We start from the raw sequence: 15514 nt of genomic DNA on the forward strand, positions 1-15514 counted from the left end.
AGACGGCACTTCCCTTTTTTGTTTCCGACGGACGTTATCCTGTCGGAGCTTGAATATGATCCGTGTACACGGAGGTATTGGGCTTGATCGCCTTGTACCGCAGCTCGATTTCAGTTACACCGTCCTCGAACGTAATGTAGAGCTTGTCGCTGTACTCCAGCACGGCCTTTTTATTGCGGGCAATTCTGACTTTCCCGTGCTGCAAGGCGCAGCGTGTATCATGTTTGACTACAAGGGTCCCTTTTTTACCCGCGGAAAAGATGATCCGCTCCGCTTCTGGCAGAGGTTCGTGAACGTCAAGCGTACGGAACAACTCCTGCAAGCTGACCTTCCTGCCCGGAAAGGAGGTGAGCGGCCAGGATTTTACCGGAATTTCCTGTCCACTTGCTGTCGCGAGGAAATATCCTTCGATTCTTCCTGCAAACTGCGGTTTTGGCCGCAAGAACCAGTACAGAAGCGCCGCCACTACGACGCTGACCGCTACCGTCCATTTGATGGCTGTATACCGGGACTGTACGGAAACGGTCAGCGTAGCGCTGCTGGATGCTCCCTCCGAATCGGTAGCGGTAATTTTCAGCTCAGAGTCGCCCGTGTGAAGCCCGGATAACAGCAGATCTGTGCCGTTAATCTCAGCATTAGCCGCATCCCCGGAGGCTCCTGAGTCCAGCTTATAGGTGAGCTTGTCATGATTCGGATCAGCAAAAAATTCGCTTAAATTCCGGCGGGCATCCCCGTCTTCCTTCACCAGACGAATCGTCAGGTCCTTTAAAGCCTGGGGTGCAGCATTCACTGCATGGACGGTATGGACCGCTCCCTTACGATACCATTGCGGGCTGTCCAAAGACAGCTGCCAAGTATAATCCGCCGTTAGTGGGAACGCGTATTCGGCCTGGAAAAATCCCGACTTGTAGGTCATAGGTACCTTTTTGCTTGTACCGCCCTTTACGGGTGTAACCATGATATTGGCTTGAAGCGATTTATAAACGGCTTCGTCTGTAAGCCTTTGACCATCCGGCAGCAACAACTGAGCTTTGAACGGTATGGCTTGCCCTTTAGGCAGCTGCACGGGTTTGTTTCCATTGGTTTGTATTTCCTTATTTCCTGTCATGGAGGCTTCGGCTTCCAGTCGATAGCTGCCAAGCAAATTGATTTTGACCAAATCTCCGCGTATGCCTCTCAGTTTCAGCTTTACTTTGCCTGCCTGTGGATGCTCAATTTTTAAAATTGCATATCGGCTCGATTTGTACCTGCGGACATTTTCTGAATTGGAATAGAGCTGTGTTTCCTGAAGAGGATGCTCCGACAAAAGTACCAGATTGGCTTCTTCCATACTAGAGTCTGGTATATCCACCGTTAATTCCTGCATTTCGCCAGTGGTCGTAATCGCCGCGATTGGAACGAGCTTGGAACGAATTTGGCTGGCGAAAATACGGTTCAAAATTTCCGGCAGATCCTCGGCGCTGCTCGTTATAAAAGAAGCTCCCCCCGTTTGCGAAGCGATTCGCTCCAGTTCCTGACGGTTCACCGTGCCGTCATGATTCAGTCCAATGGTATACACAGGGTATCCTTTGGTCTGTGCAGACTTAATGACGGAGGACACGTCATTACTTGAGTCCCCTTTGGATCGGGAACCGGAAGAGGCTCCAAAATCAGTCTCTCCATCGGATAACAGGATCATAAAAGGCTGACGTCCTTTGGAAGTCCCTGCGGCAAGCAGTTCCGAGCCTTTACGCAATCCAAGTCCCAAATCTGTATAACCGGAACGGTTCAGCGTTCTGATTTCCTGCTGAATTTGTGATTTTTGCGCTGCTACCGCAATAGAAGTCAGCGACTTCGAGGCGACTACATGATGGTTGTAAGCGACGAATCCGACGCGTGTACGGTCTGCATCACTCAAATCCATAAACATATTGATAACTTCGGCCGCAATGCCCTCGGGATCGGTATCCCTCATGGAATAGCTGGTATCCAATACAAAAACGGCATCATAACCTTCGACCGGAACAGTTCCCAAAGATGCGGCATTGGCCTGATTTACAGTCCAAATGACCCCGTTTGAGCCAATTTGAAAAAATAGTACAAAAGTCATAAAAGCAATGATTCCCAATTTCCTCATTCTGAACATAAGCCCCTCCATCGACGAGGCCAATGCGGGCGCGCCCACTCTCCTAATCCTTGGTATATAAGGGATAAAGGATCAAAACAGACTGTTAACCCTCACATTAGCCATGAATTTGATACTTTTACGCTTAACAGAAATATCCAATGGATTTCTATCGGCAATTGAGTTCCATTTGTGAATAATTCCCTGAATAAACAGGTCTAACATATCATGAAAATTACGTATTTACGCATAAAATGAGTCGAATTGCCCTGTTTCAATCTGGGGCTACAGAAATTGACAAAACTAACGGGTACTTTGTATGATAGCTCTCGTATCAACGGCAAAAAATGGGATAACAGTAGGATCACGGAATAACAGAATCGAAATTTTCCTTGTTACCTGAACGATATATCTCCGTTTGTTAATTTTGCCATTAAAAGTTAAACGAACGCTTCGGACTGATTTTCGAGGTTACATGCCTGTACTGCGTATAGCAGTATGAGCCGAATCCTTTGGCCAATTTGAATGTTATGTAGGGGGGAGGAGGCAAAAGAACTAAGCGTGGAAACCCGATTGCTCTAAATTGGACATCCCGTGTCCGTGTATGGGGCTTTCGATGTATATCCATACTTTAATTCGTTTGCCGACAGCGATGGAAATCATTTATCAAACAAACCGGACAATGCTTTTTGAAGAAATCAACCCGGAAAAGCTGGACCTGATCACAATTGTAGGTGATGTGAAGGGCATTGACAGCTTGAGTGATGAGAAAATCAAGGAAATTAACCAGCACCTTCTGGTGCGCAGCTTCGACGAATTTTTGGATAAATTTTCGCCGACTGTGTATTCGTTTTTTAACGCGGCTAATCAAAAAGTGGTCTATACCCTCAAAAAGCCGGAAGGGATTGATGAGGACAGCATTTCTGAAATTCGTGTGAACCAAAGTAATGATTTTCTGAAAATGTTGTTTACGCTCATCGATACCAAGCGCAGCCAAGGAATCACAAACGTGGATTTCAAGTTTGAAAATCTGCTGGATATGATTTCTCCGAAAAAGGTTATGGACGATATTCGCCAAGTCCGCAAAGAAATTCACTATATGTATGGTGAATATGACAAGCTGGATGATGGCGATCCGAAGAAACTCGACATGGGCGACAAGCTGAATGGCATGTTCGAGGAAGCAAGCCAGAACTATAACAACGTTATGGCGATGCTGCCATTGGCGATTGAGGATATCAAAACCCGCCTTTTGCTCGGTGGTGCCCAGGAGGAAAACTCCGGTGAGCTGATCCAGGTGGGTATGCTTTCTATTGGGGAAAGCGGCGAGCTGAAAATTATTGAAGCACCGAAGAGTGACAGCACCGAGCTGATGCTGCTGGACGAGAACAGCACGGGCGATTTGTCACAGGTGTTCGAGGAAGATTACAACTCGATTACCGATACGCCTTCCGACTATGTGAAGGATTTGGTGGTTCGCACATTTGTGCCGCTGCCGGCTGTTCAGACCAAGGTTGATACAGCAGTTGAAGTTCAGAACTACAACACGTATCTGGAGTTTTATAAAAATGCCAAGGATGATTTCGTAAAGGCGGTTAAGCCGCTTGTGGAAAAAATCCTCGGTGTCAAAATGTTCTTCGATCAATATGCAACGAAGAGCAAGGGTATGCTGCCGACCATGCTGGTGGCCAATAACAAGCTGGACATGCTGGTGAAAAGCAGCAATATCCCGCGTCTGGAAACATACCTGAACACCGTGAATGCCAAAAATGAATTTAGCGACACGATCTGGTTCGGTATCGTTCCATCTGTCGAGCTGGAAGCAGCCGGTAAGGTGAAGGTTTCACGTGAACGCTTTAAGGGCAACGAGAAGGTCGTTAAGCAGGGCGGAAATTCTATGGAATCGCTCTCGATGCTGCTGCAAGTTGTGAAGGATTACAAAATTCAAATGTTCTTTAATTTTGAATCCGGTGAAGAAACGACTTTCAACAGTATGGCGACAGCAGGTATCGACAAATATGTCGACAAATGCGCCAGTCTCGTTCGCAGAGAATACAGCGAATTTGCGATTCCTTGCGTACCGAACTTCACGATTATTCCGAAGGACAAATCGGGTGTCATTATCGACAGCAAAATGCTACAGACCGAAAGCGGTGTGCAGCTCTCCAAGGAGAAAGAGGATATTCTCAAACTGTGGATCGAAGGCGTTTATGTGGGTGCAGCCTACGTTGCCGCTGGTTTGGTCGCTTCTTATCAGTGTCCTGAATACCTGCGTGAGACGTTCAAAACGGTCAACAAAAACTTCCCTGGCGTACGCTTTGACATTGAAGCGGGAGACAACAGTCTGCGCACGGTGACGACGATGGCCAAGGAAATCACCGGGTTCACCAACACGATCAAGGATGCCATCAACCGTAAAAACTTCGGCTTTGTATTCTCGTCCGAGAATGCTCAGATTCAGGATAAGGATATCCGCCGGATTACCGTCTACAAGGCGAGAAGCATGGCGATGTCCGAGGACGGCTTTGACTCCATCTACAAGACGCTGGTCAGCACGTACATTGAACGTATTTTGCGCTACCAGACAGGAGACTTCAAGCACGAAAATATCGTCCGCTTCTTCAGTAACAATCCGAGCAGCCAAAAGAGTAAGTGGCTGGGCAGCAGAGGATCTGTGAACTCGATCATTCAGGACGGAGACGATATGAGCTTTATTATTGATGAGAAAAGCAATATGTGCCATATCGATCTGGTCTTCAACGGCAATGTGAAGAACCTGGAAGTCATGATTACTAAAGGAACCAGCTCGGTCAAATCATGATCCGAGCGCTACGAAAGATGTTAGAGGCGTTTCTATCCAGAACCGCCTTTATACATAAATTGCGGAGAAGCCCTGCTTCTCCCGCCATCATATTACCTAATTTCAAGGAGGCAACACACATGGGATTCAGATTGAAAGTTGAAGGACAAGAAACAATCGAGCTGGGCTTGGATAATATCCAAACGGTTATTTATGACACCGATACACCGGACGACTCCAATGCACGTTCCACTGACGTAGGCTCCACGCTGCGCATCAGCGGTAAAATTATCACAGCCGTAGACGGCGACAGCGCGGATGACACGCTGAAACTGGCTTTGTGGTCCCTGGTTCCTGCTGAAAAAGCAGACAGCTACCGTAAAGTAACACTGGAAGTTATCGCAGCTGACCAAGTTGTGCGTAAAATCCACTTCCCGAACGCATTCGTTGTAGATTACAACGAGCATTTCGGTGACACAGAAGGTGTAGGTGCATTTACACTCTACATCAAACAAAAGAAAGACAAAACCGAGCTGGCTACCATCGACGGCGGATATCCGGTTTAAGTTTGACGTCCTGACGTTAAGCGCAGCTTGAACACACACTCACTCCACGTGCAAGCGTAGGGTGGATCAATATTAAGAGGCCCCCGGGTCTCTTAATATTTGTTTTTTTCGGAGAGGGGAACATCACACAATGACCAACTATTATGAGCTGCTCGGTGTCAGCCGGGATGCTTCGGAGACAGAGATTAAGCAGGCTTACCGCAAACTGGCCAAAAAGTATCATCCGGATACCAACCAGGGAAGCGAGGAGGCAACGCGCAAGTTCAAGCTGATTCACGAGGCTTACAATACCTTGCGTGACGAAGCATTGCGGCAGGCATACGATGCCGAGCTCATCCGAAAAGCAGAGGGAACTGGCGGACCGCAGCAAGAGAGAGGAAGAGGGTCAGCGTCTTCCAGCGGTGCGCGCACGGCAGCCAAAGGGTTTAATCCGGCTGATATAGGAACTGATTTTGAGCAATTTTTCGGTTTTCATCCGAAAACGAAGGAAGGCTCACCGGGGAAAAAAACGAAAAAATCCGGTGATCCGACGGATACCTCGGCGATGTTTAATCAGTTTTTCGGTATTCGTAAAAAGTGATGATTTCAGGATAGAAACGGGGGAAGCAAGCAGTGAAAACGGCGCAGAACAGATGGGTTTTCATCATAGATGTTGCCATGTTCGGGCTGATGCTGGCGATCGCCTTTTATATGTTTAGTCGTACAGGCTATAGCGGTTTGAAAACCGTGGTCGTGATAGGTATCGGAATCGGCGTGCTTGTATACATATTGCGTAATCTGGTGTCAGTTGAACGTGTGGTGAAGCCAAAGACACAGCGCAATCGGATTGCCAAGCTGATACTGATGGATGAAGAGGGTGAGTCCATTAAAGAATGGTATATCGAAGGCGAAACTTCGCTCCTGATCGGCAAAACAACGGGTCGCTCCGAGGCGGATATTGATTTGGCAGGCACAGATTATGCATCTCTTGTAAGCGTGGAGCATGCGGTGCTCAACCGGGTGAACAGCGACTGGTTTGTGGAGGATGTGGATTCCGGTAACGGTACCGGGCTGCGACCTGCAAATGAAAGTGTAACCAAGAAGCTGGAAAGCGGTGAGCCATACCGGATTTACACAGGTGATTTATTATATATCGCCAATACGAGACTGCTCGTGAAATAGCTGAAAAGACAATCATGACAATGGGGGAAGGAACCGATTATGAGTTTGACAAGATGCCCGAACGGACACATGTTCAGTACACGAAAGCACGGAAATACGTGTCCTTATTGTAATACGGTGGTAAATGTAGCCGCACCCAAAAGTGTTGAACCAACGGCAAAAACTAACGGTGCGGGAGACGATGACAGAACGATGCCGTATTTGGGCGAAACCACGGGGATTCACCCGGTAACCGGATGGCTGGTATGCATCGAAGGTGCGCAGGTGGGTCAGGACTACCGCATTATGGCTGAGAAAAACTTTATTGGACGCGCCGAGGAAATGCATGTCCGTATTATTGGTGATAACACGATTTCCCGCAGAAATCATGCGGTCATTGTGTATGATCCGAAGAAGCGTAATTTCTACTTGCTGCCGGGGGATTCGTCAGGCTTGGCGTATCACAATAACGAGGCAGTATATTCACCAGCAGAGCTGGCTGCTTATGACGTGATTCAACTGGGACACAGCAAATTTATCTTTATCCCGCTGTGCGGCGCCCATTTTGAGTGGGATAACGAAAACTAGGACGGAAGTGGCATGGTGCAGGGAGGTAACGAAATGCAGCCTTATTTTGTTGTATGCGGAGCTGCGGTGCTATTCGCTGTTCTTCTCATGATCCGCATGCGGCTGACGCGAAGTCCCGGCAGCCGTACCGTAAGTGGAATTGAGATCGGAAATGGTCAAACGATCGGGAGCCGAAGCGAGCAGGACGACTATTTTGCAAGTATGACAACACCTGTCGGTACGCTGGCGGTTGTCGCAGACGGCATCAGCGGGCTGGCTAATGGACGCATGTCCAGTACATTGGCGGTGACGACCTTTACGAAGGCGTTCGCCAAGCTGGAGGATGCGTCGAACCTGAACGGATATTTTGCAGAAGCGGCAACTCAGAGCAATCGCGGTATTTTGCAAAATTTGAATGGGCAGGGTGGAGGAACGACGCTGGCGGCGGTTATCATTTGCGGCTATCAGTTGTATTACGGAGCGGTAGGAGATAGCCTGATTACGATTTACCGTAACGGTCATTTTCAGAGCGTCAATTCCAAGCATACGGCGGAAACCTTGCTGGAGGAACGGGTGCTAGCTGGGCAAATGACCTCGGAAGAGGCCAAAACGAGTCCGGTTCGCAATCAATTGGTCAATTATTTGGGCTATGAGGGCTTTGAGAGCATGGAGCTTGGTGCTGCGCCGATTCGCCTGTACGCAGGCGATCATGTTCTGTTGTGCAGCGATGGAATTCAGGAGGCACTGACGGAGATTGAGCTGGAAGAGATCATGCGCAAGGGTGGAACACCGCAGGAAATGGCGGAAGCGATGATCGATACGATTAATGATAAAGGTTTTAAAAGTCAGGATAACGCGACAGTGGTTATGTTGGCGATAGGATGAAACAAGAAAGACGGGGGTAGCGATGCGCAAGGACAACAGCGATTTTAGTACCGCCTTTGTGTCGGAAGCGGGCTCTTACATAGACAACCGGGACTATTTTGCATTCATGGAGACGGACGACATGGCCTGTTATGTCCTCGCAGACGGTCTGGATTCAGATCAAGAGCTGCGCAGCGCAGAAATGGTTGTCAAAACGGTGCTGGAAAACTTCATGGAGAAGCCTTCCATGTCCAAGCGTCGCCTGATGAGAGACCTGCGTGAAGCGCAGGAATGGCTGCAATTTGAAAGCCGCCGTGTGCGGCTCAAGGCCAGTCTGCTGATGGTGGTGACCAACTACAACAAAATGGTATACGTTTCGTGCGGTAATGTGCGGCTGTATCATTTTCGCAATGGACGGCTTAATTTTCGCAGTAAGGATCATAGCCTGGCTCAGTCATTGGCGGATGACGGACGTATTCCCGACGAAGCGACCAGCACGCATGAGGAACGGGGCAATTTGCTGGAATATCTGGGAAATCCGAATGGAGTTCATGCCCATGTTGCCAAAAAGACGCAGCTCGCAGATGGAGATGTAATGCTGCTCGCCACATCCGGGATGTGGGAAGATGTTGAACTGGCGGAAATGCTGGGTGCGCTGGAGGAAGCAAAGGACCCGGTCATGCTGACGGATACGCTGGAAGAGGTTCTGCTGAGCAAGCAGCGCCGGACGGTGAACAATTATACGACTGCCGCCATCTATGTGAACAAAATTTTTCAGGAAAAGCCTAAAAACCGTCGCAAGCTGATTAAACGGATTTTGATAGCGTTGCTTGCCTTTGTGATCGTAGGCGGGGGAGCGTGGATTACCCTGGCTCGTATGGCTGCGAACAAGGCCGCTGCGCTGGAAACGATGGTCGAATCGGCTCAGGCCGCGGATGATTATGCCAGGGCAGGAGATTATGCGAAGGCGCTCAAGTCCTACAGTGAAGCGAAAAACGCGGCAGTTAAAATTAATGATAAGATTCACAAACGACTGTATATGGCAGAGCAGAAATTATCTCAACTCATGGTTGACGGGGATGGATATGTGGAAAAAGCAGACTTTACCAAAGCCGAAGCCAGCTACGATAAAGCGCGGAAAAGTGCCGGTCTGTACCCGCCGTTTAATGTGAAGGATATTGAGAAAAAAATCGACCAGCTGGACAGCTATGCCGAAACGGCGAGCTGGATGAAGGATGGGGATCTGAAATTTCAGGGCGGCGATTACACGAGTGCGCTCAAGCTGTATACGAAGGCGAATAAAGCTGCGATGGAATCCGGCTATACATCTGCGCAAAAAGAGCTGGAGAAGAAGATTACCGAGACCAATGATAAAATGACGGCCATCCAGCAGCAGCTCAAGGAAATTCAGGCTGGCAAGCTACAGGCCAGAGGGGATCGGCTGATGAAGGATCTCGATTATGAAGGAGCCATTGACGCTTATAGCGGGGCACAGGAGATTTATCAGGAAATCGGTAAGCTTGAAAGCGTACTGGCACTGGAGCGGAGTATTGCAAAGGCAGAGGAGAAACAGAGCGCAGAGCAGCAGAAAAATGGTCAGCTTGCTGCTGGAGCGGGACTATCTGACGGAGCGCTGAACGATACAGGCACCGGGGACGAAGCGGACGAAGCTGCTACTGCTGTGCCCCCTGCTACAGCATCGCAAACCAAGGCTGCGGCAGCTACGGGTAATGCTGCAACAATGAAATCAGCGGATACAGCAGCCGCGAAGAAGGAAGCTTCTTCAACTGCCAAGAGCGGCAGTACGAGTGATGGGAATGCCTCTTCGACGAAGGCACCCGCCAGCAAGGAGCAAGGAACTGCTGATTCCGCTTCCAAAGAAGCGGGTGCGTCTGATTCAGGCAGTCAGAATCAGGCGGCTGCAAACGGAAGTTAAGGTTTTCATGTTCAATGAATGCTGGAGCCGGGAAGGAGTGAGACGTCGTGAAAGAGCTGGTGCAGGACCGTTTGAGCAAGATGGACGATCTGGAGCAGAGACGTTTGCTGAAAAATATGATGGCGGGGGTGTTTATGAACCTCGTCGAATATCAGGAAGAAATGACCCGCCAGCTGGAACGGCGGGTATTTGAGGAAATTGAGAATACGGAAGAGAAGTTTGACGTGTACGTGTCATTGACATCACGTGAGGACTATGATCCGATTCATGAATTTTTATATCCGGTGTTGCCGTCAGATACCAAGGACAAGGTGATGGATATCAGCCGCGTGGCAGAGGTCGTTCGGGAAGGCGGAGCGTTGCCGCTATTTACTCTTTTTCTGGAGATGGAGACCGAGCAGATCACCGCCCTTGTACGCAGCAAACGGGTTTTCGGGGGAACGTTGGTAACGGAAACGGGAAGCTATTCGATTCGTTTTCGTCTGGAGCACAACCGTTCTTATATTTTGGAGATTGAGAAGCTATATCTTATGTTCATGCAAAATGGCATGCCGTGGAAGACCATTAATCATCCGTATGCTTATAAATTTGTCGATTGTGTACTGGTTGGAGGAGAAGGCGAGCCTGACGCTGATGAGGAAATTCACGAAATTACGATCTCATTGGAGGAATTCGATGGTTTTAAGAAGGTGGATGTTTTTCCACTTTGGAACATTGAACGACTGTCTCTGAAAAACAGTGGTTTCCCAATACCGGCTATAGATCATGTGAACTATGAGCATGTGCTTCCTTTACGTAAAACAGGACCTGAGCACGGCTACCTGATTGACGGAGTGGAAGGCGATATCCGGTATATCAAGCGCACGGAAGAGGAACTGACGATTGTCACGCCTCGTGATAAGTCCGGTGAATGGAATGTGTTAAAGGTTACGAAGCCCGTCCTGACGCGACTTAGTCGTCAAACCTATCCGGTGTTGTCGAATCGGCGGCAGGACAGCTTTTTGGGCCGCTATGCAGGCAAACAGGCTGTGATCGTTCGAGCCAAAGCTGAGATTACGCGCATTGTACATTCTTTTGAAGCTGCACAGGGATTGGAATTGGAGCGTGTGGACATTTGGGGAGGCACAGGCAGAAATGATGTGAGCAAGCTTTTATCCAAATCCCAGACGTATCCGTTAAATCCGTTTGTCAGTGACAACGTGCGGACGGAGGAAGGCAAGCAGATCATGCGATTGGGGTTCAGACACGGTTCTGCGGAAGCTTCGTCAACATTTCCTGCCTACATCTTATCCGACTTGGTGAGCTTTCTGGTGTCGGAAGTGCAAATGTATTTCCCGGAGTACAAGTGTGAAGGAGAATGGCTGTGAATTACGTCTGGGATTTGCTTATGCGCGCAAAGGAACAGGAGTTAGATGTTAACAGCTTCCGGTTTGTACCCGCTGTCAGCTATTCCCCGTATATGGAGCTGAGTTTCACCGAGCTGAATACATCCGAACTGGAGCAGGTGGTGGAAATCAATCCATACTACCGCTTTTATTCTATTTTTCGGGACCTGTTTCCGCCGGATGCTGAAGAGTACCTGGAGCTGAGAGAATCGCTATTCGATATTATGATACATTTTCTGGCAGAAACTGATTTGTATCAGGGCATGAATCGGCGGGAGTACCATATCCGGTTTGTTCAGCGTGACATCGGGAACGGCATTTTTGGCCCGAAGGTGAGCGAAAGCTTTGCACAGTTAAACCGTGAGGAGCAGGATGCGATTGCCGAAGGATTGCTGCGGCTGTATGAGACGGGGGAAGCTGTACATCTGCTAAAAGAAACGATGCGCCGCGTATTTCACCGTTCGATCATTTATACCAATTGTGAGGAAAAGGACGAATTGCTCATCTATATTGGTCAGGAGGAAACGCAGTTATCACGGATCAAAGCAGATTTAATTCTGGACCTGTTTCTTCCGGCGCGTTTTACGATTGAGCTGTATTGGACACGTCATTTCGGTATTTTGGAGGCAGACCCGACGATGAAAATAGACGCTATTGCCCTCTATTAAGGCCAAATGGCAGAGAAAGGACATGTGAACGATGAACGGACCCTATACATACAGGCTGCTTGACCCGCTCACCGATCGAAAAGGCATTCGCTTCACGGCGAAATACACGCGGGCGGAGCTAGAGCAAATGACGACCTTTCAGCTACGCGGAATATGTGATAAGGAGCGGCTGGTCGAAGGCTTTGCTAATCGTCTGGCACGTGAGGAACTGATCCGCGTGATTCTGCGGTTTCGGAGTGCAGAGGAGCATCTGCTCATTACCCGGCCCAACCCCGGCGGCTTCGAGCGCATCGAATCGGCATTGCGGCGAAATTGGAATGACCGTCGGCAGGAGAGCGGCGGTATCCGGGTTCCCGCCAAAATCACGCTGTATCAGGGTGTGCGGACAGGTCGTATGGACAATTATCGGATTGAATCCGACCTGCCCTGGCTGAACGCGTCTAATGTGCTTCTAGTGAATGCGGTAGGCGAACTATGCGGTGTTTTGAATTTGGTAAAGGACGAGGGACGGACAGGCGTATATTACCTTTCCCGCCATCTCGACGCTGAACTGCGGGAGACGGCCAACCATAATTACAGTCTGCTGTTTTTGCGAAGACAGGAATCGGAATATTTTTATAACCTCTACTATGGAGATAAGCCGATGCTGCCATTGAAGCTTCAAGGCCAACGTATTCCGGTGGCAGAGCTGATCATTCGCGGTACTGAAACGACAGATGCAGTATTGGCGGTTGATTTTGGCACCTCGAACACCACGGCAGGCGCATATCTGGATAGTTCCTATGTTACTGCCCCGGATGCGGGCATGAGTAGCACGGTACGGCTAAACGCGATCAACTATGTGTCCTTCCCCGGCCCGGAGGGAGCAGAGGGGGATTGGATCGAAGTGTTGCCGACCGCCATTCGTGTCGCGGACTGCTCTAACCCGGAGCATATCGTATACGTATTCGGAGAGGAAGCACTGCGTGGAACGGATGTAGCGGGCAGCCGGGCGACGGTACTGCGGGGCATCAAGCGCTGGGTCAATGACTATAAGCGAACCGAGGAATTAATGGATTCCGAGGGGAATACGGCGACCGCTTCCCGCAGCGAAATTTTAGCGGCTTTTATCCGCTATGTGATTGCGACAGCTGAACAGCAATTCAAGTGCCGGTTTCGTAACCTGCATTTTTCGGCACCCGTCAAGCTACAGCCGCAGTTTATCGAGATGTTTAGCGATATTTTGCCGGATTACCGGATTGAAGCAGAGGACGCGCTGGATGAAGGGCTGGCTGTGCTGTACAACACGCTGGCAGACCAGATGGAACGAGGGACGTTTGCGGACGGAGAGGAATATCAGGCCCTTGTCATTGATTGCGGTGGAGGTACAACGGATTTATCATCCTGCCGATTCCGCATTGAGGATGGACGCATTGCCTATAAGCTTGATATTCACACCACATATGAAAATGGGGATACCAATTTTGGCGGAAACAATCTGACCTATCGGATTATGCAGTTCATGAAAATTGTGTTTGCAGGCTATTATGCAGCGGAAACGCGATTGCCTGACACCGATATTGATGCCTTGATTGGCATTCCTTCAGGGGATTTGTACCGCCATGTGGATGAATTTGGCGTAGATGCTGTGTATGCGGGACTGGAGGAACGTTATCGAGAGGCAGAGGCCATCTTGCCTACGGCGTTCAAACGGTATGAGCATGCCACACGAGATGAATATCAGCGGGTGCTGAGCAATTTTCATCTATTGTGGAGCGCGGCGGAAAATATGAAAAAGGAATTTTTCTTACGCACAGGTATCCTGCGCAGCCGCTTCGAATCGGAGCAGGTATTTTCAGCCGAAAGTGACCTAAACATTGCGGTGATGGATCGTTGGCTGGTTTCAGTTATCGAAAATGGACGTTTTCGTGATGAATACGGTTTGCCTGATGTGGTGTTCAATATCCGTGAAATACAGCAGCTTCTCAAGGGGGATATCTATAATATTGTACGCAAGTTTCTGGATGATTTTTATCAGGAGGGGCGCTTGCAGGATTATTCGATTATCAAGCTGACCGGGCAGTCCTGCCGAATTGACGTATTTCGCGAGGCGCTCAAGGAATTTGTGCCGGGGCGCAGCATTGAGTTCCGTCAGAAGGCGGAGGACCTGAGCCGGGTGCCTGAGCTGAAAATGGCCTGTCTGCGCGGCGCTATCCGTTATCTGAACGCCAAAAAAATGGGCACGATTGAGCCTGTCATTACCAATCATATTCCGGCCATTCCGTACACCGTCAGCGCATGGACGCATACGGGGCGCGAGAAGGAACTGATTGCGAGCTTGGAGAGCAACCGGGTACGCGGCTCTATTTCCAGGCCATCCCATGCGGCCGAGGTGGAATTTTTCCTGACGGCGAACGGCGGCAAGCTGCGTCAGCGCCATGTATACCGCAGTCGGCCAGAAGCTTTCGAGCCGATGCCGTATGAGGAAATCGCCGTGCTTTACGGCCGGGATATTCCGCAGGATGATACCGACTCTATTCGCAACGGCGAGACGAAATATTTCGTTTTTGCAGGCGACAGCCGTTGGGGCTTTTATGTGGTGCCGATTACCCGCCGGGATGAATTGCTGCATCTGGGACCCAAACGATTTTTTGCTTTCGAAAACGATCTCTCCGAGCTGGATTTCTTTGACGGTACGAAGTAGGACAGGCCAACAGAGACAGCACACAGCGCGATACGAAGACACTATGAAGTGCGAAATACCAGGAGACACCGTGGAATGAAAATACAATATATGGAGGATGTAGTATGTTATACGCAGGTTTTTGGAAACGGGTTTTGGCAAGTATTATTGACAATCTGTTGATGTGGTTCGTGTTTATGATTCTGGGTCTGATCTGGTTTGTGATTCAAGCTATTGGGGACTGGGGGTCTTCTTCGGCAGAAACCTCTTTACTCACAGACGGATCGCCCCCCATTTTTACAATGAAGATGGTTGGACAGACTTTGCTTAATTGGGGTGCGATGTGGCTGTATCACGCGATTATGGAATCTTCCAAATGCAAAGCCTCGGTGGGCAAGCTGGCTCTCGGGATCGTCGTGGTAGATGAGTTTAACCAGAAGCTCAGCTTTGGACGTGCCAGTGCCCGCCATTGGAGTAAGTTTATATCCGCTATCATTCTGTGCATCGGCTTTATCATGACAGCCTTTACAGCTAGAAAACAAGCCCTTCACGATCTGATCGCTCGTACCTACGTCGTGGACAAACGTGAGCTGAATCATATCCTGCGTGAGCAGGCCGAGCGGGGAGCCGGGATGTAAAGGTAGATTTTAATCAGGGGGAGCACGATGGATATACGCAGATTTTTAGAAAAGAATTTTCGCCTGCTTACTGGATTACTCGGAGGAAGTAAAGCTCAGCCCACTGATGATGGAGTTACTGTTCCGCCTCCTGCACCCGGTGTGAATCGGCTGTCTGTTCCCCTGAATAAAGAAGAATTGTGAA

The 15514-nt window shown here is 49.3% G+C and carries 13 protein-coding genes; 12 read left to right on the forward strand and 1 reads right to left on the reverse strand.

Annotated elements, in window-relative coordinates:
• Positions 1-34 precede the first annotated feature (34 nt).
• Entirely contained in the window at positions 35-2125 is a 2091-nt protein-coding gene (locus ACQ4MX_RS22620) for a VWA domain-containing protein (protein WP_431087433.1), read from the reverse strand.
• Positions 2126-2756: 631 nt separating this feature from the next.
• Between ACQ4MX_RS22620 and ACQ4MX_RS22625 the strand changes: the two genes are divergently transcribed.
• From ACQ4MX_RS22625 to ACQ4MX_RS22680, 12 genes are all read left to right on the forward strand, one after another.
• On the forward strand, positions 2757-4925 hold the full coding sequence (locus ACQ4MX_RS22625) for a transcriptional regulator (protein ID WP_149093953.1): 2169 nt from the start codon (positions 2757-2759) through the stop codon (positions 4923-4925).
• 119 nt (positions 4926-5044) lie between these two features.
• The gene (locus ACQ4MX_RS22630; RefSeq protein WP_013311475.1) at positions 5045-5470 is read left to right on the forward strand and encodes a hypothetical protein; all 426 of its coding nucleotides are present in this window, start codon (positions 5045-5047) and stop codon (positions 5468-5470) included.
• Positions 5471-5600: 130 nt separating this feature from the next.
• Positions 5601-6050, forward strand: a complete 450-nt coding sequence (locus ACQ4MX_RS22635; protein WP_431087435.1) for a DnaJ domain-containing protein — start codon at positions 5601-5603, stop codon at positions 6048-6050.
• 32 nt (positions 6051-6082) lie between these two features.
• Positions 6083-6631, forward strand: coding sequence for an FHA domain-containing protein (locus ACQ4MX_RS22640; RefSeq protein ID WP_044647231.1), 549 nt, complete (start codon positions 6083-6085; stop codon positions 6629-6631).
• Between the two features lie 39 nt (positions 6632-6670).
• Complete coding sequence (locus ACQ4MX_RS22645; RefSeq protein ID WP_044647232.1) at positions 6671-7198, forward strand: FHA domain-containing protein; 528 nt, start codon at positions 6671-6673, stop codon at positions 7196-7198.
• A 33-nt stretch (positions 7199-7231) separates the two neighbouring features.
• On the forward strand, positions 7232-8062 hold the full coding sequence (locus ACQ4MX_RS22650) for a PP2C family protein-serine/threonine phosphatase (RefSeq protein WP_431087437.1): 831 nt from the start codon (positions 7232-7234) through the stop codon (positions 8060-8062).
• 22 nt (positions 8063-8084) lie between these two features.
• Positions 8085-9977 (forward strand): serine/threonine protein phosphatase, encoded by a 1893-nt coding sequence (locus ACQ4MX_RS22655; RefSeq protein WP_431087439.1) that lies wholly within the window; start codon positions 8085-8087, stop codon positions 9975-9977.
• A 47-nt stretch (positions 9978-10024) separates the two neighbouring features.
• Entirely contained in the window at positions 10025-11344 is a 1320-nt protein-coding gene (locus ACQ4MX_RS22660; RefSeq protein WP_431087440.1) for a normocyte-binding protein, read from the forward strand.
• Positions 11341-12030: an iron-dependent peroxidase gene (locus ACQ4MX_RS22665; RefSeq protein WP_431087441.1), complete on the forward strand. Its 690-nt coding sequence runs from the start codon at positions 11341-11343 to the stop codon at positions 12028-12030. Before ACQ4MX_RS22660 ends, ACQ4MX_RS22665 begins: the two co-directional genes overlap by 4 nt.
• 31 nt (positions 12031-12061) lie before the next feature.
• Entirely contained in the window at positions 12062-14713 is a 2652-nt protein-coding gene (locus ACQ4MX_RS22670) for a molecular chaperone (RefSeq protein WP_431087443.1), read from the forward strand.
• 104 nt (positions 14714-14817) lie between these two features.
• Positions 14818-15330 carry an RDD family protein gene (locus tag ACQ4MX_RS22675; RefSeq protein ID WP_431087444.1) on the forward strand — a complete coding sequence of 171 codons (513 nt, stop codon included), beginning with the start codon at positions 14818-14820 and terminating at the stop codon, positions 15328-15330.
• 27 nt (positions 15331-15357) lie between these two features.
• Complete coding sequence (locus tag ACQ4MX_RS22680) at positions 15358-15513, forward strand: hypothetical protein (protein ID WP_431087446.1); 156 nt, start codon at positions 15358-15360, stop codon at positions 15511-15513.
• Position 15514: the final 1 nt, after the last annotated feature.

This window comes from Paenibacillus sp. 8b26 (genome assembly GCF_050626875.1).
Classification (GTDB): domain Bacteria; phylum Bacillota; class Bacilli; order Paenibacillales; family Paenibacillaceae; genus Paenibacillus.

Bases quoted from the DNA above. Each gene is read 5' to 3' on its own strand.
- ACQ4MX_RS22635 (WP_431087435.1), top strand. From the start codon at position 5,601: ATGACCAACTATTATGAGCTGCTCGGTGTCAGCCGGGATGCTTCGGAG.
- ACQ4MX_RS22650 (WP_431087437.1), top strand. From the start codon at position 7,232: ATGCAGCCTTATTTTGTTGTATGCGGAGCTGCGGTGCTATTCGCTGTT.
- ACQ4MX_RS22655 (WP_431087439.1), top strand. From the start codon at position 8,085: ATGCGCAAGGACAACAGCGATTTTAGTACCGCCTTTGTGTCGGAAGCG.
- ACQ4MX_RS22675 (WP_431087444.1), top strand. From the start codon at position 14,818: ATGTTATACGCAGGTTTTTGGAAACGGGTTTTGGCAAGTATTATTGAC.
- ACQ4MX_RS22620 (WP_431087433.1), bottom strand. From the start codon at position 2,125: ATGTTCAGAATGAGGAAATTGGGAATCATTGCTTTTATGACTTTTGTA.
- ACQ4MX_RS22645 (WP_044647232.1), top strand. From the start codon at position 6,671: ATGAGTTTGACAAGATGCCCGAACGGACACATGTTCAGTACACGAAAG.
- ACQ4MX_RS22670 (WP_431087443.1), top strand. From the start codon at position 12,062: ATGAACGGACCCTATACATACAGGCTGCTTGACCCGCTCACCGATCGA.
- ACQ4MX_RS22625 (WP_149093953.1), top strand. From the start codon at position 2,757: ATGGAAATCATTTATCAAACAAACCGGACAATGCTTTTTGAAGAAATC.
- ACQ4MX_RS22630 (WP_013311475.1), top strand. From the start codon at position 5,045: ATGGGATTCAGATTGAAAGTTGAAGGACAAGAAACAATCGAGCTGGGC.
- ACQ4MX_RS22680 (WP_431087446.1), top strand. From the start codon at position 15,358: ATGGATATACGCAGATTTTTAGAAAAGAATTTTCGCCTGCTTACTGGA.